General features: G+C 44.8%; 16 protein-coding genes and 2 pseudogenes. 16 read left to right on the top strand and 2 right to left on the bottom strand.

Annotation, left to right across the window (positions count from 1 at the left end; genetic code table 11):
- The first annotated feature begins 84 nt into the window (after positions 1-84).
- The 7 genes and pseudogenes from NSQ29_RS11480 to NSQ29_RS31525 all read left to right on the top strand — a co-directional run.
- Positions 85-2,397 carry a helix-turn-helix domain-containing protein gene (locus tag NSQ29_RS11480; RefSeq protein ID WP_341125095.1) on the top strand — a complete coding sequence of 771 codons (2,313 nt, stop codon included), beginning with the start codon at positions 85-87 and terminating at the stop codon, positions 2,395-2,397.
- A 201-nt stretch (positions 2,398-2,598) separates the two neighbouring features.
- Positions 2,599-3,573: an ABC transporter permease gene (locus NSQ29_RS11475; protein WP_341125094.1), complete on the top strand. Its 975-nt coding sequence runs from the start codon at positions 2,599-2,601 to the stop codon at positions 3,571-3,573.
- 43 nt (positions 3,574-3,616) lie between these two features.
- Entirely contained in the window at positions 3,617-4,468 is an 852-nt protein-coding gene (locus NSQ29_RS11470) for a carbohydrate ABC transporter permease (RefSeq protein ID WP_341125093.1), read from the top strand.
- A gap of 62 nt (positions 4,469-4,530) precedes the next feature.
- Positions 4,531-6,117: an extracellular solute-binding protein gene (locus tag NSQ29_RS11465; protein ID WP_341125092.1), complete on the top strand. Its 1,587-nt coding sequence runs from the start codon at positions 4,531-4,533 to the stop codon at positions 6,115-6,117.
- An 89-nt stretch (positions 6,118-6,206) separates the two neighbouring features.
- On the top strand, positions 6,207-7,940 hold the full coding sequence (locus tag NSQ29_RS11460; RefSeq protein WP_341125091.1) for a hypothetical protein: 1,734 nt from the start codon (positions 6,207-6,209) through the stop codon (positions 7,938-7,940).
- Positions 7,941-8,118: 178 nt separating this feature from the next.
- A pseudogene (locus NSQ29_RS11455) lies at positions 8,119-11,847 on the top strand (CBM96 family carbohydrate-binding protein); the annotation flags it as partial.
- 306 nt (positions 11,848-12,153) lie between these two features.
- Positions 12,154-12,663, top strand: a pseudogene (locus NSQ29_RS31525) (chitinase N-terminal domain-containing protein); the annotation flags it as partial.
- A 166-nt stretch (positions 12,664-12,829) separates the two neighbouring features.
- Here the strand turns inward: NSQ29_RS31525 and NSQ29_RS11450 are convergent.
- Complete coding sequence (locus NSQ29_RS11450) at positions 12,830-13,438, bottom strand: TetR/AcrR family transcriptional regulator (protein ID WP_341125089.1); 609 nt, start codon at positions 13,436-13,438, stop codon at positions 12,830-12,832.
- Between the two features lie 106 nt (positions 13,439-13,544).
- Between NSQ29_RS11450 and NSQ29_RS11445 the strand changes: the two genes are divergently transcribed.
- The 6 genes from NSQ29_RS11445 to cydC all read left to right on the top strand — a co-directional run bounded on the left by NSQ29_RS11445 (position 13,545) and on the right by cydC (position 22,849).
- A complete protein-coding gene (locus NSQ29_RS11445; protein WP_341125088.1) occupies positions 13,545-15,392 on the top strand; it encodes a hypothetical protein in 1,848 nt (615 codons plus the stop codon).
- A gap of 62 nt (positions 15,393-15,454) precedes the next feature.
- Positions 15,455-16,306 (top strand): GNAT family N-acetyltransferase, encoded by an 852-nt coding sequence (locus NSQ29_RS11440; protein ID WP_341125087.1) that lies wholly within the window; start codon positions 15,455-15,457, stop codon positions 16,304-16,306.
- 540 nt (positions 16,307-16,846) lie between these two features.
- On the top strand, positions 16,847-18,211 hold the full coding sequence (locus tag NSQ29_RS11435; RefSeq protein ID WP_341125086.1) for a cytochrome ubiquinol oxidase subunit I: 1,365 nt from the start codon (positions 16,847-16,849) through the stop codon (positions 18,209-18,211).
- Positions 18,208-19,224: a cytochrome d ubiquinol oxidase subunit II gene (locus NSQ29_RS11430; RefSeq protein WP_341125085.1), complete on the top strand. Its 1,017-nt coding sequence runs from the start codon at positions 18,208-18,210 to the stop codon at positions 19,222-19,224. The genes NSQ29_RS11435 and NSQ29_RS11430 overlap by 4 nt, the downstream gene beginning before the upstream one ends.
- Before the next feature lie 101 nt (positions 19,225-19,325).
- Positions 19,326-21,125 (top strand): thiol reductant ABC exporter subunit CydD, encoded by a 1,800-nt coding sequence (gene cydD / locus NSQ29_RS11425; protein WP_445739191.1) that lies wholly within the window; start codon positions 19,326-19,328, stop codon positions 21,123-21,125.
- Entirely contained in the window at positions 21,122-22,849 is a 1,728-nt protein-coding gene (cydC, locus tag NSQ29_RS11420) for a thiol reductant ABC exporter subunit CydC (protein ID WP_341125083.1), read from the top strand. The genes cydD and cydC overlap by 4 nt, the downstream gene beginning before the upstream one ends.
- Positions 22,850-22,917: 68 nt before the next feature.
- Here cydC and NSQ29_RS11415 read toward each other — a convergent pair whose 3' ends face one another.
- Positions 22,918-23,445 (bottom strand): DUF1036 domain-containing protein, encoded by a 528-nt coding sequence (locus NSQ29_RS11415; protein WP_042188430.1) that lies wholly within the window; start codon positions 23,443-23,445, stop codon positions 22,918-22,920.
- Between the two features lie 58 nt (positions 23,446-23,503).
- Here NSQ29_RS11415 and NSQ29_RS11410 point away from each other — a divergent pair, with 58 nt between their 5' ends.
- From NSQ29_RS11410 to NSQ29_RS11400, 3 genes are all read left to right on the top strand, one after another.
- Positions 23,504-23,626, top strand: a complete 123-nt coding sequence (locus NSQ29_RS11410; protein ID WP_269321747.1) for a hypothetical protein — start codon at positions 23,504-23,506, stop codon at positions 23,624-23,626.
- 283 nt (positions 23,627-23,909) lie between these two features.
- Positions 23,910-24,503 (top strand): RNA polymerase sigma factor, encoded by a 594-nt coding sequence (locus NSQ29_RS11405; RefSeq protein ID WP_042188431.1) that lies wholly within the window; start codon positions 23,910-23,912, stop codon positions 24,501-24,503.
- Between the two features lie 85 nt (positions 24,504-24,588).
- Positions 24,589-25,413: a hypothetical protein gene (locus NSQ29_RS11400; protein ID WP_340969689.1), complete on the top strand. Its 825-nt coding sequence runs from the start codon at positions 24,589-24,591 to the stop codon at positions 25,411-25,413.
- The last annotated feature ends 50 nt before the right edge of the window (positions 25,414-25,463 follow it).

The raw sequence follows: 25,463 nt of genomic DNA, 5'->3' as shown, positions 1-25,463 counted from the left end.
CTATTTCTAGAATTTTAAAGAGTGATATAGGAATTCACGACGAAATGAATGACATCCAATCATCTGCTGAGGGAGGGATATGTTATGCGCTTAAGTATTTCGGGGAAAGTTATGATGATTTATGGATCGATCTTTATCATCGTTATTATCCTTACCTTTAGCTTGTCTTATTTCGGGATGGTAGGACGTCTGCGTAGCGATTTGAAAGATACACATATTGCGCTACTCAAGCAGATCGACGATAAGATCGAACTCGTGTTTCGCTCAACAGAGAAAGATTTGCTGAATTTATCTGAACAACTTGAATACGTGTATTTCATGTATGACAGTTACGATGATGTCTCACAGAAGTATGCGAATTTCTTCGGTTTATCGAACAAATTGAAAACGATGGTTCATGCCAACAATCAATTTTCCTCCGTCTTTATTTACTCGAATACGAGCGGTGATGTATTAACGGATAAAGCTTATATCAACAAAAACGAGTCAGAAGATCATTGGTTAGGAAGTTATCTAGATATGGATGGTTATACGAAGTGGATCGCGACGCACAAGATATGGGATGGGGAGAAAATTCAGGATGTCGTCACATTAATCCGACCCTATCCGCTAATTAGTAGTCCGGCTTACCGGAAAGGTCTTGTAGCTGTCAATATTAATGAAGAGGTACTCTACCGCATGATTAGCGATGTGTTCGATGGCAATCAAGAAGGAATACATACGTTCATCATCGATGACAAAGGGAACATCGTGACGCATGATGACAAATCACAATTATATAAGAATATGACAGACATTCCTTACATCAACCGGATACTAGGTGAGAAGGGGAGTGGGCAATTCGCAGTCGAATGGAATGGAGGCAAGCAGTCCATCTTCTATACGAAGTCCAATTATACGGGTTGGAGAATTGTAAGCATTATTCCTGAGACTCAGTTGTACCATCCATTAGCATCGATTCGAAATCTTATGATCGGGATTGTTGTCTTGATGGTCGTACTCGCATTATCCGTGCTGTTCTACGTGAACCGTCGAACCTTTAGACCGCTGGATCGCTTGGCAAATAAAATGACTGGCGCATTCAAACCAATGAAGCCGGAGCACGCCGCCAGACTTGATTATTTAGAGACGGTATTTGATCAAATGTTCATGGATCGCGAGCAGTTGGAGCAGCGAGTTCGGGACTCCAAGCCGATCCTGAAATGGAGAATCGTGATGGATATGTTAGCGGGTTATCGAACTGAGTATTCGTCCGTAAGCATCCAGTTAGAATTTACTGGGTTTCCATTGCATCCGAGCATGTTTGTCGTCTGTACAGCTGAGATTGAGAAAGAAGGCAGTATGAGCTCCAAGGATGAGACGCTATATACCTATGTGTTCTGTAATGTCGCCGAAGAGTTGATCAATATGGAGACCGCCGGCATTGCAATCGATTTAGGTTCAGGTAGATCTGCCATTATTTTTAGCTTCGCAGAAGGAGATGTGGAACAGAACCATTTGCATGCCCTAACGATTCTTGAACTCATTCTGGACATTATGAAGCATCAGTTCGGACTATGCGTAACGGCAGGGGTAGGTAGATGTTATTTCGATATGAAGGATATTCCGACATCGTATGAGCAATCACAAAAAGCACTGCAATATCGCATGGTGTTCGGCAGCCATGCCGTTATCTCATTTGAAGATTTGATCGGCTCAGATAATCAATATTATTACCGGCTCATTAAAATGACAGAGCGCATTATTGAAGCGCTTAGGCACACGGAGATCGAGAAAATCAGGATAACTGTTGCACTCTTATACCAGGAGGCGATTGGGAACAGTCTGTCCCCGGAACTCATCCGGCATTTATCCTATGAGCTGGTGATAAAATCGTTGCAGGCCATTGCTGCGACAGGCATTGAAACAGACGAAGTACTAGATAGCATGGGCAATCTACACGAACGAATGAACCGTTGTCATGATTGGAAGGTACTGGAGCAGATCGTGCTGGACGTGCTTACGCAGATAGCAAGCAAAGTAAAAGAGAAGCGGGAGCAGCGGGGCAGTAATAAATTGATCGAGGCCATGTTGATCTATATCGAGGAGCATTATAGAGAAAGCGAATTTTCACTTGCACAGTTGGCTGATCAGTTTGAGCTCACTCCTACGTACATCAGCAAATTGTTCAAAGAGCATACCGAGAAGAACTTCATTGATTACTTGATTGAGACACGGATTAAAGCTGCTGTTGGTTTGCTCATAGATAAGAATCGCAAAATCAACGATATTGCCGAAGAGGTTGGGTATAACAATACTCGAAGCTTTTTACGGGCATTTAAGAAATATACAGGCATGACGCCTTCGGAACATCGGGATTGGATGCTAGATACGAATGCCGAAATCACCGTGGAATAAGATTTTTACGAAACTCATCACAAAAAAATGAACGAAGCATAAAAAATGCGACCCGACATCTTGTAAGAAAAGTCACTCATAGCATAAGGCGTCTCTTTCCGGGTTAAGGCTTCTTATCCTACAATTTGAATCGTAGCACTCATCAGTCGCATGTCTTCATGCGAAAGGGTGAGGCGAGATGATGTGAAAGGATGAGAACATATGAAGGGGAGGTTAGCGACAGCGAAATCGCAGGCCGGATCGCATGTAGTACGAAGCGGAACACACAGGCGGTCGATCTGGAGTAGAATGCTGCAGGACAAACATTTATATCTTATGCTTGTGCCTGTCATCGGATTTTATTTTCTGTTTAAATACGTGCCCATTGTCGGAGAGGTCATTGCTTTTAAAAATTACAGATTCTCGGACGGTATATTCGGCAGCGCTTGGGTTGGATTCAAACATTTTCAAATGATTTTCGCAAGCTCAGATTTTTGGAGGATTCTAAGAAACACGCTTGTTCTTAACTTGTATAGTCTGGTGTTCGGCTTTCCTGTTCCGATACTACTAGCTCTCTTATTAAATGAAGTACGTCGTAACTGGTATAAGCGGATCGTGCAAAATATGCTGTACATTCCCCACTTTATGTCGTGGGCAGTGCTAGGGAGCATTGTTATTGCTGCGTTATCGCCGAGTACGGGAATCGTGAACCTTCTATTGAAGAAAATAACCGGCGGGGAAAGCATCTATTTTATGGCAGATTCGTTCTGGTGGCCTATTGCCTATACCCTTGCAGGGATTTGGCGAGAAGCTGGTTGGGGAACCATTCTTTATCTGGCGGCCATGGCTTCGATTGATCCTCAGCTCTATGAAGCAGCTAAAATCGACGGCGCCGCCAAACTGCGGCAAATCTGGCATATCACATTGCCCGGCATTCGCGGTACTATAGCCATTTTGCTCGTTCTCCGAATGGGACAAATGATGGATGTCGGATTGGAGCAGACCCTTGTTCTCCAGAATAATTCCGTACTGGATGTGGCCGATGTCATTAGTACGTATGTGTATAGGGTAGGGCTTCAGAACATGAACTACAGCTACACGACGGCCATCGGTTTGTTTCAATCCATCATTGGTGTCATTCTTATTCTCAGCGTCAATCGACTGATCCGACTTTTCGGGGAACGGGGGTTGTGGTGATCCAATGATACGAACCGAAAAAAGACTCTTAAATAAACTCGCAATGGTAAGCGCTTACGCAATCCTAGGTGTTATTTCGTTGTTAACCTTATTCCCCTTCTGGTACGAAATCGTGGCTTCTTTCAGCAGCAGCAGGGCAATTACGTCCGGTGAAGTGTTCTTGTGGCCAATTGAATTCAATACCGTTGCTTATGGTCGGCTATTCGATGATGGACAGCTCATCAAAGCGCTGGGAAATACCGTCGTCGTTACGATCATCGGAACACTATTAAACGTAGTAATGACGATTATGGCAGCATACCCGCTCTCAAGGAAGAGATTGGTGGGAAGAAGCGTATTGCTGATGTTCATTACAATTTCCATGCTCTTTGTGGCTGGGTTGATTCCAAACTTTATTTTGATTAAGTCGCTTGGGCTTATGAATTCATATTGGTCGGTATGGCTTCCAGGCTTGATCAGTACGTATAACATGTTCGTGATGAAGACGTTTATGGAAGGCTTGCCGGAGGAAATTGAGGAGTCGGCATCCATCGATGGCGCGGGCGACTGGCGGATCCTTTTACAAATTTATTTGCCGCTGTGCAAGCCGATTTTGGCGGCGTTGTCTCTGTTCTACGCTGTCAGCTGGTGGAACAGTTATTTCAACGTGATGCTGTATATCACAGAATCAACGAAGCTGACCGTTATGGTCAAGCTATATCAGATGATTAGTCTGGTGGACAGTAACTTATTGAACAACATGGGGGGAAATGAGGCGTTGGAGCAGGTACTCCTGACACCAGAGGCGCTGAAGGCGGCTGCCGTCGTCATCGTTGTCACGCCGATCTTATGTATGTATCCATTCCTACAAAAGCATTTCGTTAAAGGTGTACTTATTGGGTCGGTCAAGGGTTGACGACTGATATCACAGGGCTGAAGGCTCTTGATATAGTTCAATAGGAAAAAGGGGATGAAACGATGAAGAAGCTGAAACAAGCCATGATGACCATGATGGTGATCACGATGTCCGTGACGATGCTGGCCGCATGCAGCTCGAACAAAACTGTATCAGAGAAACCGGTTAATTCATCGGGCACAGCTACCACAGTAAATGAGGAAAACAAGAAAGAAATCAGCATTTCGATGTTTGATCGTGGGAAAGTGCCGACAGAGGAAGGGACGTATGAGAATAATCGCTGGACGAAGTGGATCAATGAGAAATCACCCGTCCATGTGAAATGGGTTCCTATTGCGCGGAATCAAGCACAGCCGAAGTTGAATGCACTCATCGCCGCTGGGGAAGCACCTGATCTAATCTGGGAATACGATCGGAATTACATCAGTCAGTTGGCAAATCAAGGCGCAATCCAACCGATTGGCGATTATATCTACAAATATAGTACGACGTACAAAGCGTATCTAGAGAAGCATCCTGAGCTACTGCCCTACTTGAATTTTAACGGAAAAATTTATGCGGTGTCGTTCGCACGGGAAACGCTTGCCAACCACGGGATGTGGATACGTCAAGACTGGTTGGATAAGCTTGGACTGAAAGCGCCGACAAACGTGGAAGAGTTCATCGATGTTGCCCGAAAATTCAAGGAGGGGGATCCGGATGGTAATGGTCAAGCAGACACCGTACCGATCGCATTAAGCGTGAGTTCCAACTCGATTGATCAAGCTTTCTTTTTTACTAGCGAGAACCAATGGTACGTCGAGGATGACAAACTGCAATTCGGCAGAACGCTAGATCGGTATGTGGATACGTTAACCTTCCAGAAGCAGCTCTTCGACGAAGGATTAATCGACAAGGAATATATCACGGATACGAATTTCCAGCGCTCAGGTCAACTGCTGACGACAGGCAAAGCTGGCATCTACCTTGCCAACTGGGATATCGAAGAGTTGAATAATAACTTAATAAAAAATGATCCCACAGCAAAGCTAGTTCCATTGGAGTCGATCAGCAGCAAATATGGCAAAAACGGATTGTATCAAGAGGCACCGCCGAGCGTATTCACCGCGTTCAATAGCAAAATGAATGAAGATCAGATTAAATCAGCAATTCAATTTATCGATTGGATGCTGCAGGATGGTTGGGAACCGCTCAGGTATGGCGAAGAAGGCGTCCACTTTAACATGGTCGACGGCGTCCGGCAGAAAACCGACCCGGATAAATTCAAGAATGAAGTTGCCTATGCTTCTGAATATGCGATCATGCTCGATAATGTGTTACGTCCAGAGACGTTCCTCGCTATGGCGGCCGAGGATGAGCAGTCACAAAATTATGCCAAAGAGAAGGGTAAGTCGCTTGAACTGGTCATGAAAAATAAATACCGCAGAGATATCGCTTTTAATCCTGATTTCCCGGAATTGACCCAATTAATCGCGACATTTAATCCGATCGCACAACAGATTGAAGCGAAGGTTGTGACCGGCGGAAACTCGATGACGCCTGCACAAGGTCTGAACGAGTTACAGAAAGAATGGAAGCGTCTTGGCGGCGACAATGTGGAGAGGCTCGCGCAAGCGTGGTATGACGCAAACAAAGATAATCTGAATTAGAACGCTGTTGAAACACTCGGTAGGTATACTTCTGATTGCCTAAAGGATCAGAAGTATACCGTAACCAGGTAAAGCTAAGGAGGAAAAACATGTCGAGCACGCAATTCAGCAGAATACACGAAGAGGAAACCCAGTGGCTTCCCTTCCTCAAGAAATCATTGGAACCCAAACATGTGAATTACAATGGTGAGATCAAGTTGCTTCGCACACCGTTTACGAGTCCAGGGTATCATACGAAGCTTAGAAATGTAGAAAATGTTCACCCCATCCGGGAGTCTCTGGATTATGCCCTGGCCATTCTGGATTGCCATGAAGATACTTATAAAGATCGGGCGTTCGAAATACTGCGAACGATTCTATCCCTTCAGGATCAGCAGCCGGATTCGCCTACCTTCGGAATATGGTCATGGTACTTTGAGGAGCCCCTGTCCATGATGTCACCGCCGGATTGGAACTGGGCTGATTTCATCGGGAGGCGACTACTGCAAGTGTTGATACGTCATAGCAACCGACTTCCGGGCGATCTTGAGCAATTAACAAGCCAGGCGATCTCCCATAGCTGCGAAGCCATCATCAAAAGAAATGTCGGACCTGATTACACGAATATTGCGATTATGGGGGCATTCGTTACATTGATTGCAGGCGAACGCTTAAAGAACCGCACCTATTTCGAGTATGGCTTGGAACGACTCACGCGCCTATACGATTATTCTATGCAGACCGGCGCATTCCTCGAATATAATAGCCCGGCGTACAGTACGGTAGCCATTCTGGAACTATCCGCACTTGTGATGTATTCGAATACAGCAGAGGCCAAGCGGTTGGCGAACGAGATGTTAGAGGCGACCTGGCTGATGGTTGCCGAGCATTTCCACCCGATGCTGAAGCAATGGTCCGGACCCCACGCCCGTTCATACCAGACATTCCTAAGTAATTCGCATCTCTCATTCCTTCAGATGGCCTGTAAAGGTGACGTGTCATTTGTAAGCAATGACGAATTCGTATATGGACTGGAATGGTATGCGCAAGGCATCGTCTGTCCGGAGCGGCTGTATGGACTGTTCACCAGTATTGTTGAGCGGGAACTGAGGCAGGATTTGCCTCCTTATCACGAGTTCCGGACGCGGAAGGCTTATACGTACATGACTTCTGAGTTCACGCTTGGCACGTTCAATCATAATGTGATGTGGAAGCAGTGCCGAAATCTGCTGGGTTACGTTCACACCGGAAATCAGGGGCGAAGTTATATCCAGCTTCGGGTGCTGCATGACGGTTACGACTTCTGTTCGGCGGTGTATACAAGTGTACAGGAGCAAGCTTCCGTACTATATGGCATCCAATTCGCTCTGGACGGCGGAGATACACATGTGAATTTGGATCCTATCCACGGTCGAATGACGGCGTCAGATCTGCGAATCCGGCTTGAAATTGGCAGTACTGGTGATGTACCTGCATGGAAACAGATCGGCAAAGATGCATTCCAAACGTATCTTGGAGAGATGACGTTATCGGTCAAGGCTTTATATGGCGCGATGGATGAATTCAGTGTGTTTCATTGGGAATTGGACGAAGAGGGTCCGATTGTTAGCTTGGATTACGTCCTCTACAAAGGAGAACCTTCGATGATTGACTTCCATGCGATGAAGGAAGCGTTGTTCATGTTTGCATTGACGCTTTGCGGACCGGACGAGGATTCCGACAGAAGGTCGTCGCTCTCTATCTCGGAACATGAAGTTCAAACATCGTTGGAGTCGCCTGACCAATCGCTAACATTGAAGCTAGCGAAGAAGCCATCCGAACGGGTCGTATTATTTCATAATTAACAAATAAGGAGGACGTAAGTTCTGAAGTTTGTGAACGTGAAATCAAGTAGATTAACAATAAATAATTGAGGTGAGAAGGGTGTTCAATAAGAGCTCAACGAAAGCCTCCAATCGTATCTTGGGGTTAACATTGTCGTTAGCCTTGCTTCATAGTCTTGTACTGCCATGGCCTGCACCGATGTTCGTAACGTCATCTATCGCCTCTGCTAATACTGCTCCCACGGTTGTCCAGTTGAATCCGCTCGAAGATACCTATGTCAATGCTGGAGGGAATGCGAGTAAAAATTATGGGACCTCTAATCAGCTCATTGTCAAAAATTATAACGCGGATATTAATTTAAATCGGCAAACGTATTTAAAATTCGATCTTAGCTCCATTACCGGAGAGATTGGCACGGCCAAAATAAAGGTATATGCCATTGATACAGAGAATTCGACGATCGGCGTTCAAGCGTATGGCATGGAGGACGACACCTGGGAAGAGCAGTCAGTGACCTGGAACAATAAACCTGACATCAATCATTATTTGTCCTCCGCTAATGTCGGTAAGACGGCAAGCTGGCAAGAATGGGATGTAACGGCCTTTGTCAAACAGCAAAAGGCTGCAGACGGTATAGCAAGCCTAGCATTGATACAGCAGGCGGCGCAAGGCCATTCGGTCTCTATCAACAGCAGGGAGAACATCGTCAACCAGCCCTACCTGGAGATTTCTTCCAATAGGACGAATGCAAATGCACCGAGTTGGCAAGGTGGTGGAGTACTGAGCGTCACCAATATAACGGAGTCTGGTCTACAGCTCGAATGGTCCACAGCAACCGACCCAGTTGGCGTGACCGGTTATACGGTGTATCGAAATGGTAGCATCTTAGGGACGGTGAATGGAACAACGACTTCTTACACCGTATCGGGATTGCAGCTCGGTCAGAATTATACGTTCAAAGTGGAAGCCGGAAACGCCCAGAATCAATGGAGCAATGATGGTCCGTATGTTACAGCAGCGACACCAACGACGAAGCTGATCCAGACCCGTCCAGGGAATGTCTATACGAACAGTGAGCCGATTCAGTTCAAAGTCCGAACGGCGAGGCCATCTGTCGCATGGTCTGTTTACGATTATCAAGGAGCATTTGTATCGGAAGGCGTGGCACCAACGGTTCATAACGAAGCCATATGGACTGTTCCACATTCCACGTATGGATATTTCACACTGCATGTCAGAGCCGATCTTGCAGGGAGCGATCCTGTATTAATTAAAACACCATTCACTGTACTTGCCACTCGTGATGCAACGGGAAATGAACATGCTCCGTTCGGAGTATCGACTCATTTGCATCGTTTTCCACAGGCCATGACTCCTGATATCGTGAAGCTGATGAAGGATGCCGGCATCCGCATGGTGCGGGGCGGCTATGAGTGGCCTGGCATCGAGCGACAGCAGGGGAACTACACCTTTACCCCTCAGCCGGACTATTACATGAATATGCTAGATTCAGACGATTTTGATTTCCTTTATGTATCCGGATACACTAACCCCAATTACGACAATAACAGTACCCCTTATACAGATGCCGGGCGGACAGGATTCGCCAATTATATGAAGGCTTACGTCGATCATTACCAAGGCCAGATGGATGCCGTTGAAGTATACAACGAATTTTATGGCAGCTTCGGAGATCGCGGCAATGGGCCAGCCGATTCCAAACCAGAATTCTATTATCCACTCTTAAAGAAAACGTATGAGACGATCAAACCTATGTACCCTGAACTGCCTGTTCTTGGCACATCGACAGTAGGTAATCTCAAATGGATTGAAGATGTGCTTAAGCTGGGCGGCATGTCATATATGGATGGGTTCTCGATTCATCCCTATCTATATCCCGGTACGCCGGAAGGGTATGAAACCCAGATTGCTGATTTGAAAAATTTGATTCTGAAGTACAACAACGGAAATCTGAAGCCGATCTGGATTAATGAGACCGGATGGCCAACCCAGCTTGATGCCCGCGGCGTGGATGAGAAGACCCAAGCCAATTATTTGCTTCGCGCTTATGTCGTTGCAATCGCAAATGGTGTGGATCAGGTTGTATGGTACGACCTGATCAATGACGGGATCCAAAATATTAATGAAGATAACTTCGGCCTTTTGCGAAATCCGAACGATCCGTTAGGGAGCCTTACGCCAAAGCCCGCTTATACGAGTTTTGCGACTATGACAAGGATACTGAACAACGTACAGTTCGTTGCGCGGGATGTCACGGAAGAAGATATTCGAAGCTATACGTTCGATAAAAATGGTGAACCGGTTCGTGTCTTATGGACAACAAGCACATCGACGCCAGTCGTCATACGTACGCCGAGTCCGATTCAGATCACGGATATGATGGGAAATACGCACACATACACGCCGTATAATGGCAACGTATTTGTGACATTAAGCAATGAACCCTTTTATGTGGCAGGAGAGGTTAGAGGTATTGAGAAGGATTCCACATTTACGTTAACAAGTAAGTCATCACACGTAGGTGATTCGATGGCACTCGCCCTTGAGACGGATAACAAGATGTCCGATGACTTTGATTTCAATCTAGTTGTAGAAGGACAGCACTATTCGGTGTCTACACCTAGCGGTCAGAAAACGACGGAAACAATCAGCGTGCCGAGTGGTAACGAACCGGGTACTCGTCTTATTACAGGCGTATTGATGAATGGGAGCGAGAGAGTCGGCCTGTTGAGAAGTTCGGCATCGACACTTCCATCGTATAACGTTCAGGTACGACCTACTCTTAATGAATCGGATAGCAGCAAAGCACTTATGGTTACAATTAAGAACGAATCCACAACCAAGCCGATTCAGATTAATAAAGTGGAATGGAGATTCGGAACCCAATCCGGATCGGAGGTTCTGAATGTTTCGGTTCCAGCTGATGCATCTACCTCCGTGAAATTCCCCCTATCTGCCATTAGCCTTGGTGTTAGTAGTACAATTAAAGTGACAGTTAATGTCGATGGTTTTGATCCGTATACCTACACGGGATCTGCCGAATTTAATCCTGTGCCCCTTAGGTCTGTTGCAGTAGATGGAGTGCTGGATCCGGACACGGCAGCCAGCGCATCTCCGATCGATCTGTCGAAGGGTACGGTCAAAATGACAGGCTATCAAGGTGCAGGAGATTTAAGCGGAAATGTCTGGATCAGTTACGATACAAACCAACTCTATCTATCTGCGAAAGTAAAGGACAATGTGCATTATTCTTCTTTCCTGGGTGCCGATATTTGGAACAACGACAGCATTCAGTTTGCCATTGCGAATGGCCTTCCGGGTGAAGAACCGTATTGGTACGAAATCGGAATTTCTCAAACACCTGATGGTCCGCAAATATACAGTTGGAATGCCCCTCCGGGCGTGATTAAAGGACCCATCACCAAAGGTCAGCTAGCTATTACAAGAGATCAAGAGCAGAATACGATCTACGAACTATCTCTCCCTTGGTCGGAAGTCGCACCGATTAAGCCGGAGAAGAACGGGAACATCAGCTTCTCGTTGCTTGTTAATGACAATGACGGATCCGGCAGAAAAGGGTTCATTGAATGGGGAGGAGGAATCGGCGACGGGAAGTTATCTTCCAAGTTTCGTTCCATGCAGTGGATTGTTACTGACATGACCCCTCCGACGACGATCGCTTCACTCGAAGGGACGGAACGTAACGGTTGGTATATGAGCAGCGTACAAGCGACACTGAGCGCAACCGATGACAAGTCCGGTGTAGCATCCGTGGTATACAGTTTAGATGGCGGGAAAATATGGCTGCCGTACACGATTCCACTGACTTTTGAACAAGACGGTATGTATACCCTACTGTATCGATCGATGGATCGAGCAGGAAATGTGGAGGCAAACCAGAAAATCACCTTCCGCATAGACAAGACTACACCAACGGCATCAATTGTATACAGCACTACGGAACCGACCAAACAAGAGGTCATCGCTACAATGACGGCAAGTGAGCCGGTTACGATAACGAACAATGAGGGAGCAGATAGCTATACGTTTAAGGAGAATGGCATCTTCACATTCGAATTCGTTGATGCAGCAGGGAACACGGGTACGGCGAAAGCGGAGGTAAGCAACATCGTGGCGAATGCTTCTGGGGGTCCCGGTAAACCCGAACTATCAAGCAATAACGGCCATGATACAGGCTTAATGGACGGAACTTATGACGTAAAGATGAACATGTGGTGGGGAAACAACGGTACGACTTACAAATTATATGAGAATGATGCACTCATCGATACACAAACACTCAAAGACGCATCACCTCAAGCCCAATCCACAGTCACCTCCGTGACGTACAAGGCAAACGGTACGTACCGCTATTTCGCTGAACTGACAAATGCATTCGGTACCACGCGAAGCAACATACTAACTGTGCGCGTGACCGATGCTGATCCAGGCCAACCAGTTCTCTCACATGATAACTGGAATGGGGATGGAACCTTCAAAGTGAGCATGAACATGTGGTGGGGAACAAATGGGTCGTCGTACCGGCTTTATGAGAACGGCGTGCTCATCGATACCCAGACGCTCACCAATAAGACACCTCAAGCGCAATCGGCAGTAACGGAGATCCGTGATCTACCGGCGGGCACGTATGAATATCGATGCGAGCTTGTGAACGAAGCTGGAGTGACATCGAGTAATACGATCACCGTGTACGTGCAATAATCCTTAGCCGTTAAATCACAAAGACGCCAATACATCACGTGGTATTGGCGTCTTCAACATGTTGAGCATTCGGGCTTCTGCCGCAGCTGCATATTGCTAGATGATTAGGCTTGAAACGTTCACCCATCAATTGATGAGTGAACGTTTTTTTGCTGATAATCCCCCCTTATTCCTTGGACATCGGAGTATGGTACACTTCAAGACAAATCATGGTCATCTCATCAATGGATTTTGCAAAGTCGGATTGTATCCATTTGAGGAGAACATTATAGAGGGCCCCCGCTTTAAAGTATATTCGATACACATTTTCATCGCTTTTGTCGTGAGCAGTAGAGAGCATCATTTCATTCAAGCAATCCAGAATCACATCATCAAACTTTGCGCTTTGAAGTGCTTTGTAGATGTTCCGCTGCTGAAAAACAACTTCAAAAAGCACTCTGATAAATTTTTGAGGTTCCTTAGCTTTGCCTGTTAATTCATTTGTGTAAGGTAAGAGTTTTTGATTAATTTCGAAAATAAGCGAATCGACCAAATCCACCAGGATCTCTTGCTTGGAGGAATAGTTGTTGTAATAGGCCGTTCGAGAGACCCCTGCACGCTTCACAATATCGGTGATGGTGATTTTGTTAAAAGGCTGTTCCTGGATCAAGTAGACTAATGCCGTGCAGATGGCTTCTCTTGTCAAACGGTTGGTTTCTTTATTGGAACGATGCTGAGAGGTATTCGGACTGTATAATTCATGATTTGAGATGACATTTCCCCTCCGTTTGTACATTCTGGTGTTCATTTTATTGTTTTACATGAGTCTTTTCAATATGCTAAAACCATAAGGCATTACAAATGTAATGTCAAAATAGGAGTAGATACAATAGGAGGGCGTCATGTTAGAGAACTTATATAGACGATTGTCAGCGGGGCTGCTTTTGATCCTAGCACTTTGTGCTACGGTATTTATTGGTAAAGAAACGGTAATCTCGACAGTGACCATTATCCTTTTGTTAGCGGAATTAGGCATCTCCTTTTTACTTTTAAAGAAGCGTGAGAAGTTACATGTAGTGTTAATTAGTGCGATGGTGGGAGAAGGGTTGTTCTTACTAACAAGAGAGTTTTGGCTGCTTGCGCTTTCTATCTTGCTGCTGATCGTAGCGGGCATATGGAGAGGACTCTTTGGACAAAAGGTGCGCAGTAGAGTCACTCCATTGATAGTGGTTCGTAAAGTGTTAATCAGCATTGCTGCTCTTATCGTTACTGTACTTTGTGGTATTGGAATCTATGCAAAACCTATTACAATACCTGTGGCATTACCAACTGATGCGGCTGTGATGATCGATGAACGTAAATTGGATTCTGCAGCAGTGATGCTGAAGGATATTGAAGTAATGAATTCTTTTGGAAGCCGTACAACTGGATCTGAGGGTCATAATCAATTTATTTCATGGCTGGAGCAACAGGTAACAGATATGGGGCTGAAAGTTTATCGTGATCACTATACTTTTGACCGATGGGAAGAAAAGAGCAGCTCTTTAATGATTGATCAGCAGTCAATTCATGTCTCTTCAGCTTTTCCTTATTCCGGGGAAACTGACGAAAATGGGGTAACAGGGGAGCTGGTATATACGAAGCGTGGTGAGTATGACCAGGCCAGCGGAAAAATTGCTGTCATTGAAATCGAGAATTTCAGAAATTTCCCAAGTGGGATCGTTATGAACATGCGGGATTCCTCTCCAATGGAAAGCCAAATTGCCCCAAATGAAGGCGATCTAGTCCTCACTACAGCTTTAAAAGAAGCTAAATTGGAGCAAGCGAAGGGAATGGGTGTGAAAGCTGTTGTTGTTGTCTGGAAAGGGGTATCCGACGATAAGGTTGAAAAGCAGTATGTGCCTTTTACTACCGATTATGCTGGAATTCCTGCGATCTGGGTCAATGAAACGGAAGGGAAAAAGGTGATCAATGCAGCCCAGAAGCACAAAGAAGGTACGGTTATTTTAGAAGCGGAAATACAAAAAAATGCTCCAACAGAATCCTTTTATGTGAAAATTGACGGGAAAAATAAAGATGAAGCGATTATCATAAATACCCATACGGATGGGATAAATGTGGTGGAGGAAAATGGTGCTGTGGGCATGCTGTCCATGATTCGTTACTTACAGCAGGAGCAGCCGGAACGTACGATGATTTTCGCCTTTGTGACAGGCCATTTTAGATTACCGGATTTCAAAGGATCTTCTCAGGCGACTTCCACTTGGATGGAGGGGCATCGAGAACTCTGGGATGGCAAGAAAGGCCATATAAAAGCTGTAGCTGGAATTACGGTTGAGCATTTAGGCAGTATGGAGTGGAAGGACGATGATACGGGTCACTATAGACCAACTGGAAAAATGAGTACAGAATATACCTATGCGGGCAATGAAATGATGGCGGCCATTTGGCTGAAGGCTATTGAAAACACCGACGGCACACGTACTGTATTATTACGTGGACATAACAAGTTTGAGTTTGGAGAGAGTCAGCCTTTATTTGAAGCAGGGGTACCGGTGATTGGCTTCATTCCAATGCCCGACTATCTGCTTGTGGATAGTGAAGATAGAGAGATGGGCAAATTTGATGCAAAGCTCATGAATACACAAATTATATCGTTACTGAAGGCGGTCAAGATAGTGGACGGAACGGAGACGACTAAGCTTGGAAAGTCAGATGGGTATTCTTTTTTCTATGGCCGTACTAAATGATGAATTGGAGATTGGCTGATGATTAAGAACTTAGTACCAAAAGAAAAGGAGAAAAAAACTACATGTTGATCAAAAGTGTTAAGGATCTTGAATTACAAGAGTTTACAACTTGCTTTAACGAAGCCTTCTCCGATTATGTAATTCCATTTCATGTTTCTTCGGAGAATTTAGCTGATAAATTTGCAGGTGCGGGAGTTAATTATCAGATGTCGTTTGGTGCTTTTGATCAAGAGAAGCTGGTTGCATTTGTTATGCATGGCATCGGGGATCGTAACGGCGAAAGTACTGCATTTAATACTGGTACAGGAGTCGTTCCTTTATATAGAGGGAGACGGCTAGTCGAACAAATTTATCGTCATGCTCTTCCCATCCTTAAAGAAGCTCATATTCAAAAGTGTTTGCTTGAAGTGATTCAAACGAATGATAAAGCTATAAAAGCGTATACCGCCATAGGATTTGAAATTCATAGAGAATTGGCTTGTTTCAAGGGGCGTATTGATGTCACCCTTCCGGACGATCATAGACATACACTCATTACTATGGTTCGACTGGAAGAATTCGATTGGACATCGGTACATTCTTATTGGAATTTTGAACCTTCCTGGGAACAATCTGTTCATGCAATTTTACGAAATCCGCATTTATACGATGTGGTCACGATAAGGGAAGAGAATAAGATTTGTGGATACGCGGTAATAAAATCGGCCAACGGAGCAGTTGTACAGTTCGGTATTTTGCGAGAAGAAAGAAACCAGGGATTTGGGCGTTCCTTATTTCATTGGATGGGAGAGAGACATTCTATCATCACCGTCAATAATGTAGACAAAAGAGATACAAATTCTATACGTTTCCTTCAAAGTGTTGGTCTTGACGTATACATCGAGCAATATGAAATGGAGAAAGATTTGTCATGACGAAGATGACATTAGCTTTAATTCAAAAACACTGATGATTTGAGTCAGTGTTTTTTTTGTTGCAGAAGGGGGTATAAATTAGAGGTTAAAATGAGGAAATATTGTTTTTTTCTAACATCGAAGTAGGAGGAGACTTGTGAAATCATATATACGCTATTGAATCAATAGCTCTTTTGGGTTCTTTTTATGTTATTCACTGAGTTGTCAGAAAGATTTGACCCTTTCTTGAACATTTAGGGATTAAGAGATATCTGTGATTGAATTACTTGCAATTTAAGATAAGATGATTTTAATCATTAGGTCACGTTATTAATTTGACTGCTCAGTATCAGGTAAATCAGGCTCGCCAACTCTTGCTTTGTGAAATTTTTCTCTTTTTACATAGCAAAGAACGAGGAACGTCATACTAAAACGAACAGGCAAAGATGTCGCTGAGCCCTGCTAAACCTGATATTGAATGCAGCCCCAGAATTAGCCGGCCTAATCATAAGCATCAAGTTATGACGAAAAATGAACAGCGTTTGAAGGGAGCAGTAAAGAATGGCAATTGATACGGTGCTATGGAGCAGGCTGGTGACAGGCTTGACTCTCGGGTTCCACGTTATTTTTGCGACGATTGGCGTCGGTATACCGCTAATGATCGCTATTGCAGAGTTCATCGGGATCCGCAAAAAGGATCCCCATTATACACTTATGGCAAAGAGATGGTCTCGGGGATTTGTCATTTCTGTAGCGGTTGGTGTCGTGACCGGTACAGCCATATCACTACAATTAGCCCTGGTATGGCCGAATTTTATGAAACTGGCTGGGAATGTTATTGCACTTCCGTTATTCATGGAAGTGTTCGCGTTCTTTTTTGAGGCCATCTTCCTGGGCATTTATTTGTATACGTGGGATCGGTTTAAAAATCCGTATATCCATTGGCTGTTGACGATTCCGATTGTCGCCGGGGCAGGCATGTCTGCCGTTTTTATTACGACGGTGAACGGATTCATGAACCAGCCTGGAGGCTTTGTCATGGAAGCGGGCCAATTCACAGCGATTGACCCGGTGCAAGCGATGCTGAATACGGCGACGTTCTCCAAGGTATTCCATGTATTAAGCTCGGCCTATTTGACAGGAGCTGCCTTGTTAGCCGGGATTGCAGCCTTTGCGATGCTGAGAAAAGGAGTGTCCGCATACCACAAAAAATCCTTGAATCTCATGATGGCGGTCGTTTTGCTGTTCAGCTTGCTGAACACATTAGCTGGTGATGTGTCCGCCAAGTTTTTGGCCGAGCATCAGCCAGAGAAGCTTGCAGCGGCAGAGTGGCATTTTGAGACGGGTAGCGGTGTGGACTTGGTTCTAATGGGATGGCTGAATGCAGAGCATGAAGTGATAGGGGCTCTTCATTTGCCGAAAGTGCTCAGCTTCCTGGCCTTTGGAGACTTTAATGCGGAGGTAACGGGGCTGGAGGAATTCCCCAAGGAAGAATGGCCACCGCTTCTTGTTCATTACCTGTTTGATTTAATGGCTGGAATCGGATTTGCTCTGCTCGCGATTTCGGTCCTGTACTTCCTGTTTGTGTTCTGGAAAAAACGAAATGTGCTTAACAAGTGGATGCTTGGCATCATCGCACTGATCGCACCGCTCGCTTTTCTAGCTGTAGAGCTGGGCTGGTTTTATGCAGAGGTTGGGCGACAGCCGTGGATTATCCGCGGATATATGCGTGTAGAGGAGGCTGCCACGACTTCACCGAATGTAAGAATTATATTCTTCGCCTTATTACTCTTGTACATCGTACTCGGCACTATGTGTGTAATCGTGCTAAGACGTTTGTTCAACAATAATCCGGCAGAAGCTGAGATGGAGAAATGGATGAAGGAACATCCTAATCAATCTGTGGAAAAGGGGGGCACTGAATGATGAGTTACGAAATAATTGGCATCTCGGTGCTCTGGCTGTTCTTGTACGGCTATTTAATTATAGCTTCCATTGATTTTGGAGCAGGATTCTTCGCCTTTTATGCCCGTTTGACGAAGCAGGATCATCTCATTAATCGTCTGATTTCCCGTTATTTATCACCCGTTTGGGAGATCACAAATGTGTTTTTCATCTTTTTCTATATTGGCATCGTCGGATTTTTTCCGGACACAGCCTATTATTATGGCTCTGCGCTGCTTGTTCCGGGAAGTATTGCAGTTATTCTTCTTGCGATTCGCGGTTCGTTCTACGCTTTTGAAAATTATGGTTCCAAAAAAAACATAGTATATCTTTTTTTGTACGGAGCTACAGGTCTGCTTATTCCGGCTTCGTTGTCAGTGGCACTTACTTTGTCTGAAGGCGGCTTTATTGTGAAACAGACTGAGACGGTTTCTCTGGATTACTGGGCGCTGTTTACCAATCCGTTATCGTGGAGCATCGTTGGACTGGCAATCGTGTCCGTTTTGTTCATAAGCGGCTCATTTCTGACTTTTTACGCATCTCGTGCAGAGGATCATTCCGCGTTGAAGCTGATGCGGAACTACGCCCTGTTTTGGAGCACACCGACGATAATTCTCGCACTGACAGCATTTATCTATTTGGGTCAACACAATGAGCGGCATTTTCAAAATATGATGGATTTATGGTGGCTCTTGGCACTTTCCGTTGCTTTCTTCATGATCGCGATGTGGCTGTTATATAACGGACGCCGTTACGGATTAGCTTTCATATGCATCATGCTGCAATTTTTCTGTGCCTTTTTCGCTTATGGGATTGGGCAATACCCTTATATTCTCGATCCGTATATCACGATTCAGAGCAGTGCAACTTCACCAGCAATGGGCTTAGCCTTAGTTGTTGTGTTTATCGGCGGTCTGTGCCTGTTGATCCCATCCCTTATTCTGGTCTTCAAGCTCTTCCTGTTTGATGCGGATTATGTAAAAGGGAAAAAATAAAGCTAATTGATCCATTACGGCGTGTATGAGGTTTCTCTACAAGCCTATATATAAAGGAGGTGTGATCTGTGCCGAGGAAATCCAGTCTGATTTCTCAACAAATGTCTTCACAAAGGAAAAACCTGGCCCTCCTCGCGATCCTTTCGCTCGGGCTGGGTACAGCTATTGTGAGTCAGGCTGGACTGCTTGCTGAAGCAGTCCAACGGATTTTTGTGGAGAGAGCTTCATTTTCATCGGTTATCCTGTTGCTAGGCATTCTTCTGGCTGTTATGGCTGTACGCACATTGTTGTCATATGGAAACGGTAAAGTTGGCTTGCGAATGGCTGCCACTGCCAAGACAAATATGCGCGCAGCCGTGCTGCAAAACTTAACCCATGCTTCCATGCCTTCAACCCTTCGTGGACAGACGGGAGGGAAGGTCAGTATTGCTCTGGATGCTGTGGATGAGGCTGATAGTTATTTCAGTCAGTACATGCCGCGTATGATGGAAGCTGCTATCATCCCGATTCTGATTTTGGTCGTTACATTTATCCAACATGCCAACACAGGTTTCATTCTATTATTTACAGCTCCATTCATCCCGCTATTCATGATTTTGGTAGGGCTGAAAACGAAGAACAAATCCGAAGAAAAATATGCGCAGCTGGCCGAGTTTTCAGGTACGTTTCTGGATTCTCTTCAAGGGCTGGTGACGTTAAAAATATTTGGACGGGCACACCGTCAGCAACAGAAAATTGAACACAGTAGCCTTAGTTACCGTGATGCCACAATGGGCATTTTGAAGATTGCGTTTACGAATACCTTCATGCTGGAATCGATCGTGATGCTAAGCATTGGCATTGTCGCTCTTGAACTGGCCATCCAATTACTTGTTTTCAAATCTATGACGTTCCACACCGCCTTTCTCGTGTTGTTGCTCGTTCCCGAGTTTTACAACCTGTTAAAGAATACGGGAACGGCCTTTCACAGTGGCCGGACAAGTATGGGTGCGGTTCGTAAGGTGGAACAGATGCTTGAAGAACCGGCAGGGGAGAGCAGGGACGCGAATAGCATTGAAGGAGCATTAACAACCGATGGAATTAACGAGATCGACAGCATGGATAGGGTCGACAGGAGAAGCAAATTAGAAATTGGAAATTCCAATGATCTTTCAGTACCGCCACCCATGGAAATAGATCATCTTCAGTTTCAATATGCTCCAGATTCATTCAAGCTTGAGACGGGTCGGATCCAGTTTAAACCGGGAGAACATATTGCGATTGTAGGTAAAAGTGGTTCCGGTAAAACGACTTTGCTCCATCTCATTGCCGGTCTGCTGAAACCAGAATCTGGAACGCTTCTGGTGAATGGAAGTCCACTCTCGCAATACGATGAAACCGAATGGTTCGAACATGTTAGCTACATTACACAGCATCCGTATATTTTTGCAGGCACATTTTCTGAAAATATTGCGATTGGTGCTCGTGGGAGCATCTCCAGGGCAGAAATTGAGCGGGCGGGGGAGGAAGCAGGGCTCACTGCGCTTACAGCCCAATTGGAGCATGGATTTGATACCTTTGTTGGTGAAGGAGGCAGGGGACTGTCTGGTGGGGAAAAGCAGCGGCTTGCCTTAGCACGCGCTTTTTTGAAGCGTCCTGCTATCATTTTGTTTGATGAACCCACAGTTGGACTGGATTTGTACACCGAGCGGGTACTGCAACGCTCCATAGCCAAACTGGCAAAAACGGCTACGATGATTACGGTGGCTCACCGATTATATACGATTCAACAAGCCGACAAGATTTTGTTTATGGACAATGGAGTGTTGGTGGACTCCGGACGGCATGAAGAGCTTCTGGGTCGCCTGCCTCAATATGCCGAGATGATTGATGTAGAGCGGAAAGGGGGGATATCCTCATGAATGAACTGGCCGTTCTGTCAAAGGCGATGATTCAGGAGCGTAAGGATATCATTCTTTCGATTTTGGGTGGATTTATCGCCGGCATAGCCGGTGTGGCACTCTTTTCTGCGAGCGGGTATCTAATTTCGCAAACGGTATTTGCGCCACCGCTTTATACTTTAATTGTACTCACCTCGATGGTCAAACTGCTTGGTCTGCTTCGGGCGGCGAGTCGTTATGGAGAACGCTTATATTCTCACCGGGCGACATTCTCCATGCTTAGCCGTTTACGTACATCCTTTTTTGCCAAGCTTATTCCTTTAACGCCTGGTATATTGAACAAAAATCGAAGCGGGGATCTGCTTGCGCGGATCGTTGGGGATGTCGAAAGTTTACAAAATTATTTCTTGCGAGTCGCTTATCCTCCGATCATGGTCGTCATGGTGTTTTTGGCTACGGTGCTGTTTACTTCTACCTTTTCGATCTGGATTGCCGTTTTGTTTGTACTAGGTATGCTGATAACGGCATTCGTTGTACCAGGAATTGTGTTACTCGGGCAGCGGAGAATACATGGACGCGTTCGTGAGCAGAGGGCGCAGCTATCTACGGAAGTTACCGAAGTGTTGTACGGTTTCCGGGATTTGAAAGTATACGGTCAATTGGCACAACGGGAGGAACAGCTTCAGCACGCTTCCGCTGTATTGGCAACTGAACAGCAACGAGCAGCCGGGCACTTGTTGCGCGGGCAATCGATGCACACTTTTGTTACGTTTCTCGTTTCCTGGGGAGTGCTGACGCTCGGCGCCTATTTAATTATGGAAGGAGCGCTTGCAGGCGTATTTCTTGCCATGTTGGTCATGGCATCCCAAACCGTATTTGAAGAAGCGACGGCTATGGCCACATTACCCGCGTATAAAGAGGACAGCGAACACGCAGCCAAACGACTGACGGAAACAGTTCAGACCTTTGATGAGCAGTCCTCGCAGCCAAGTGGCACATTGTCTGTTGATCATGCTGTTACGATGGAACTATCCGATGTTACGTTTCAATATGATGGGGAGTGGAGACCGGCGCTCAGGGATGTGTCCCTGCACATTATACCTGGCTCCAAAACGTCGATTGTCGGGCCGAGTGGGTCAGGAAAATCAACAATTATCGAATTGCTGCTCAAACTGCGAACACCAACGGCTGGAGATATACGATTAAACGGTACTTCGGTGAAGGAACTGGATGAGACGAGCATTTGGCAAACGGCTAATGTAGTGTTTCAGCAAAGTCATTTTTTCCGGGGAACGATCCGGGACAACCTGCTGCTGAATGGAGAAGAACATACTGACGAACAATTGTTGGATGTGCTAGCTAAAATGCAGCTGCCCGATACATCGTTGACCGATATGGTGTATGAAAAAGGAGAGAATCTGTCAGACGGCGAGAAGCAGCGGTTGGCTCTGGCGCGAGCGATGCTCCGCAAAGGACGGGTATGGCTTCTGGACGAACCAACTTCATCGCTGGATTATGTGACAGAGCATCACGTTTTGAAGCATCTCTACGCACAGGCGGCTAATGATACGCTTCTCTTGATTTGTCATCGGCTAACCGGATTGGAAGAGATGGACCGAATTGTGGTCATGGACCAAGGCAAGGTAGTCGAAACGGGTTCCTATTCGGAGTTGATGGGGCAAAAAGGCTATTTTTATGAGATGAAACAAATCGAACAGCAAATGATCGGAGAAGTTGGAGTGTGAAGATTTGAAAAGTAGAAACAGTCTTGAACTGAATAGGAAAGCCCAAGACTGTTTCTGCATTTTTACGTCTAACGTTTCGAGATAGATTTTCTGCCAGCAGCAGGCCGTACAACTCGAAGACCTTTAATAGGAGAGGTACTCCGGCCAACATTCTTATTTTTACCAGGAACTGCCGTGTTGACATTTAAAAACTTAGATTGACTTTGAGTATTACTAGATACAATATTAACTGTGTAATTTCTGAAGTTACCAATACTGATTTTTCTCAATCCTAGCCTTCTACAAAGCGGAGCATCACAGTAACCTGCGCCACCACAAAGTTTGAAAGCATTTTGCGGTAGAGTAAGATAGTTAACACCTGACCATACAAGACTCCTATCTGTAGATTCAGCATAGTAATATATCTCTCGATTGTTGACTGCCCCACTCAATACCTCTACCGTTTGACCTGGATTTATTGTGTACCAACCTACCGCTTCATACCAGCTGGGCCAAGGTATCAAGGGGTTAGAGCCCTGATTACAGCTTGCAGAGGAGTAATATGCGAAGGCAACATATACAGTTAAACTCGTATTGTTACGAAAACTAAGTCCCATTGCATTCAGCTCCCTTCTTGTTAATAGAATAAAGTATGCAGTTTAATAGGAGAAGGAAATGGACATCAAGAGAAACAATTTCGAATCGATTGGGCTGCTCATGAGTAAACTGACGATCTGGATTTATGAAGTGCTAAGAACTACTTATTACAGTTTCATTTCACCAATCGTACCTAGATGAATATCTAAAACAAAATACTGATTAATTCCTTGCGGTGTCCCGAAAGCCATTTTATGGCTGTTTAGGGCACCTTTCGTTTTTTATATAAGATTTAGGTAAACACCAAAATTCGTTTTTTCTTTGAATCTACTACAGAAAATGAGGTGATACAAAGTTATGATATTCCTAAGGTTTATCATGGCATACTCTTTGAAGTAATTAGCTATGGCTTAATACATAAACAATTGCTGTCACATTTTGGGTCGAGCTCTTCGTTGTATAGAGTGAAAGGGGGGGAGACAGCTTGAATGATACGGAGTTAAGTCAGATCATTGCAGATGTGTTGGATGGGGACACAGAAAAATTCGAAAAAATCATGGAGGTTTATCAAAAACCGATTTTTCTCTACTGTTATCATATGCTGGGCAATTACGCCGAAGCCGAGGATAACGCACAGGAAGTATTTTTGAAGACATTCCGCACCTTGAAGAAATATACCCAATATCAAATAGATTTTGGCGCCTGGGTATACAAGATTGCCTACCATCAATGTATCGACATCATCCGTAAGCGAAAGTTGGTGAAATATTTGCCTTTCTTTTACCAGGATGAGAAAGAAAATAATGAAGTCGACTTGCATATTGAAGCCAACTATTTTGATGAATCCGTACATCAAGCCATGGCAAAATTATCGGCGGAAGAGCGTAATTTGTTAATCTTACGTTGTGTCGAGGATAAAAGCTACCAGGAGATCGGATTGATTCTCGGCAAAAACAGTGCCAGCCTTCGTAAAAAATACGAACGTGCATCTGCAAAATTTCGAAAGTATTATGCTCAAGTGAAGGGAGTGGGAGTGTATGAATATGGACAGGGATCGGGATTTGAAAAGACTGTTTGATGACCCGCGCATTCCCGACGCCGACTTGACAGGAAAAGTAATGAGAATATTACATGCTAAGCCAAAAGAAAAGGAGAGGTTTTTTATGAAATATAAAGTTGTTTTGACTGCGTGTGTAGGGATGATGTTAATGGCCTCCACAGGTTATGCGGCAGTTCAATATCATTCTTTGACGAATAAGGATGGCGAAGTCGTATATGAGACTAAATCGACGAAAGATTACGGAAAAGCAGAATCGAAAGATGAGATAGAGCGTTACAAGGCATTTTATGAACTTAAGGATAAGGTGCTAAAGAACGGGGAAGCTGGGCTGTTCTATATGGTTGCCAATAATCCGAATCATGAAACAATTCTTGGAACGAAGGTGACTATCTTCCAAGATCTTTCTCAATTGAGAGATAAGATTACGGATAAATCCATTAAGATCGCAGACAAAGTCAATGGAAATTATACATTCCAAAAGGCGGACGTAATCTTTAAAAATGCTCAGGAAGTGAATCCTCCTTCTTCGGAAGAAAAAAAGAAAATGGCAGAAAAGCTGAGAAAGCAGGCGGAAGAATCCAATCAGGGATATGCCATGATGCCGGTTGAAATGACAGATCAGTTTTTCCTTCTCTTTGCTACGTATCAAAATGGCGAAGATAAAATCGGGGTTAATATCACTAATCTGAGTGGAAAGAGCGATCCTACAATGTATATTGACGAGAAGGTTGAATTTAAGCAGGAGAAGGTTCAAGTGAAGGGAGTAGAAATGCTGCATACAGAATTTGCTCCTTCGCAGACGCACGAGCTGAAATGGGTATACGAGAGCCCAGACAAAAAGGTGAAATACGCCTATACTTTACGTGGAGACATAAATAAAGTAAGCAAAGAAACTTTGATGAAAATTGCAAAAGGCTATTTGGAATAATAAATATTAAAACAACGGGAATCTTCTCCAAATCTAGTTGGGGTTGATCA

Origin of the sequence: Paenibacillus sp. FSL F4-0236, from assembly GCF_038000135.1 — a bacterium.
Taxonomy (GTDB): Bacteria; Bacillota; Bacilli; order Paenibacillales; family Paenibacillaceae; genus Paenibacillus_AQ.
Note: the sequence above shows the minus strand (reverse complement) of the source record. Positions and strands in the feature narration are given on the sequence as shown.

Bases quoted from the DNA above. Each gene is read 5' to 3' on its own strand.
- NSQ29_RS11480 (WP_341125095.1), top strand. From the start codon at position 85: ATGCGCTTAAGTATTTCGGGGAAAGTTATGATGATTTATGGATCGATC.
- NSQ29_RS11475 (WP_341125094.1), top strand. From the start codon at position 2,599: ATGAAGGGGAGGTTAGCGACAGCGAAATCGCAGGCCGGATCGCATGTA.
- NSQ29_RS11470 (WP_341125093.1), top strand. From the start codon at position 3,617: ATGGTAAGCGCTTACGCAATCCTAGGTGTTATTTCGTTGTTAACCTTA.
- NSQ29_RS11465 (WP_341125092.1), top strand. From the start codon at position 4,531: ATGAAGAAGCTGAAACAAGCCATGATGACCATGATGGTGATCACGATG.
- NSQ29_RS11460 (WP_341125091.1), top strand. From the start codon at position 6,207: ATGTCGAGCACGCAATTCAGCAGAATACACGAAGAGGAAACCCAGTGG.
- NSQ29_RS11450 (WP_341125089.1), bottom strand. From the start codon at position 13,438: ATGTACAAACGGAGGGGAAATGTCATCTCAAATCATGAATTATACAGT.
- NSQ29_RS11445 (WP_341125088.1), top strand. From the start codon at position 13,545: ATGTTAGAGAACTTATATAGACGATTGTCAGCGGGGCTGCTTTTGATC.
- NSQ29_RS11440 (WP_341125087.1), top strand. From the start codon at position 15,455: ATGTTGATCAAAAGTGTTAAGGATCTTGAATTACAAGAGTTTACAACT.
- NSQ29_RS11435 (WP_341125086.1), top strand. From the start codon at position 16,847: ATGGCAATTGATACGGTGCTATGGAGCAGGCTGGTGACAGGCTTGACT.
- NSQ29_RS11430 (WP_341125085.1), top strand. From the start codon at position 18,208: ATGATGAGTTACGAAATAATTGGCATCTCGGTGCTCTGGCTGTTCTTG.
- cydD (WP_445739191.1), top strand. From the start codon at position 19,326: ATGTCTTCACAAAGGAAAAACCTGGCCCTCCTCGCGATCCTTTCGCTC.
- cydC (WP_341125083.1), top strand. From the start codon at position 21,122: ATGAATGAACTGGCCGTTCTGTCAAAGGCGATGATTCAGGAGCGTAAG.
- NSQ29_RS11415 (WP_042188430.1), bottom strand. From the start codon at position 23,445: ATGGGACTTAGTTTTCGTAACAATACGAGTTTAACTGTATATGTTGCC.
- NSQ29_RS11410 (WP_269321747.1), top strand. From the start codon at position 23,504: ATGGACATCAAGAGAAACAATTTCGAATCGATTGGGCTGCTCATGAGT.
- NSQ29_RS11400 (WP_340969689.1), top strand. From the start codon at position 24,589: ATGAAATATAAAGTTGTTTTGACTGCGTGTGTAGGGATGATGTTAATG.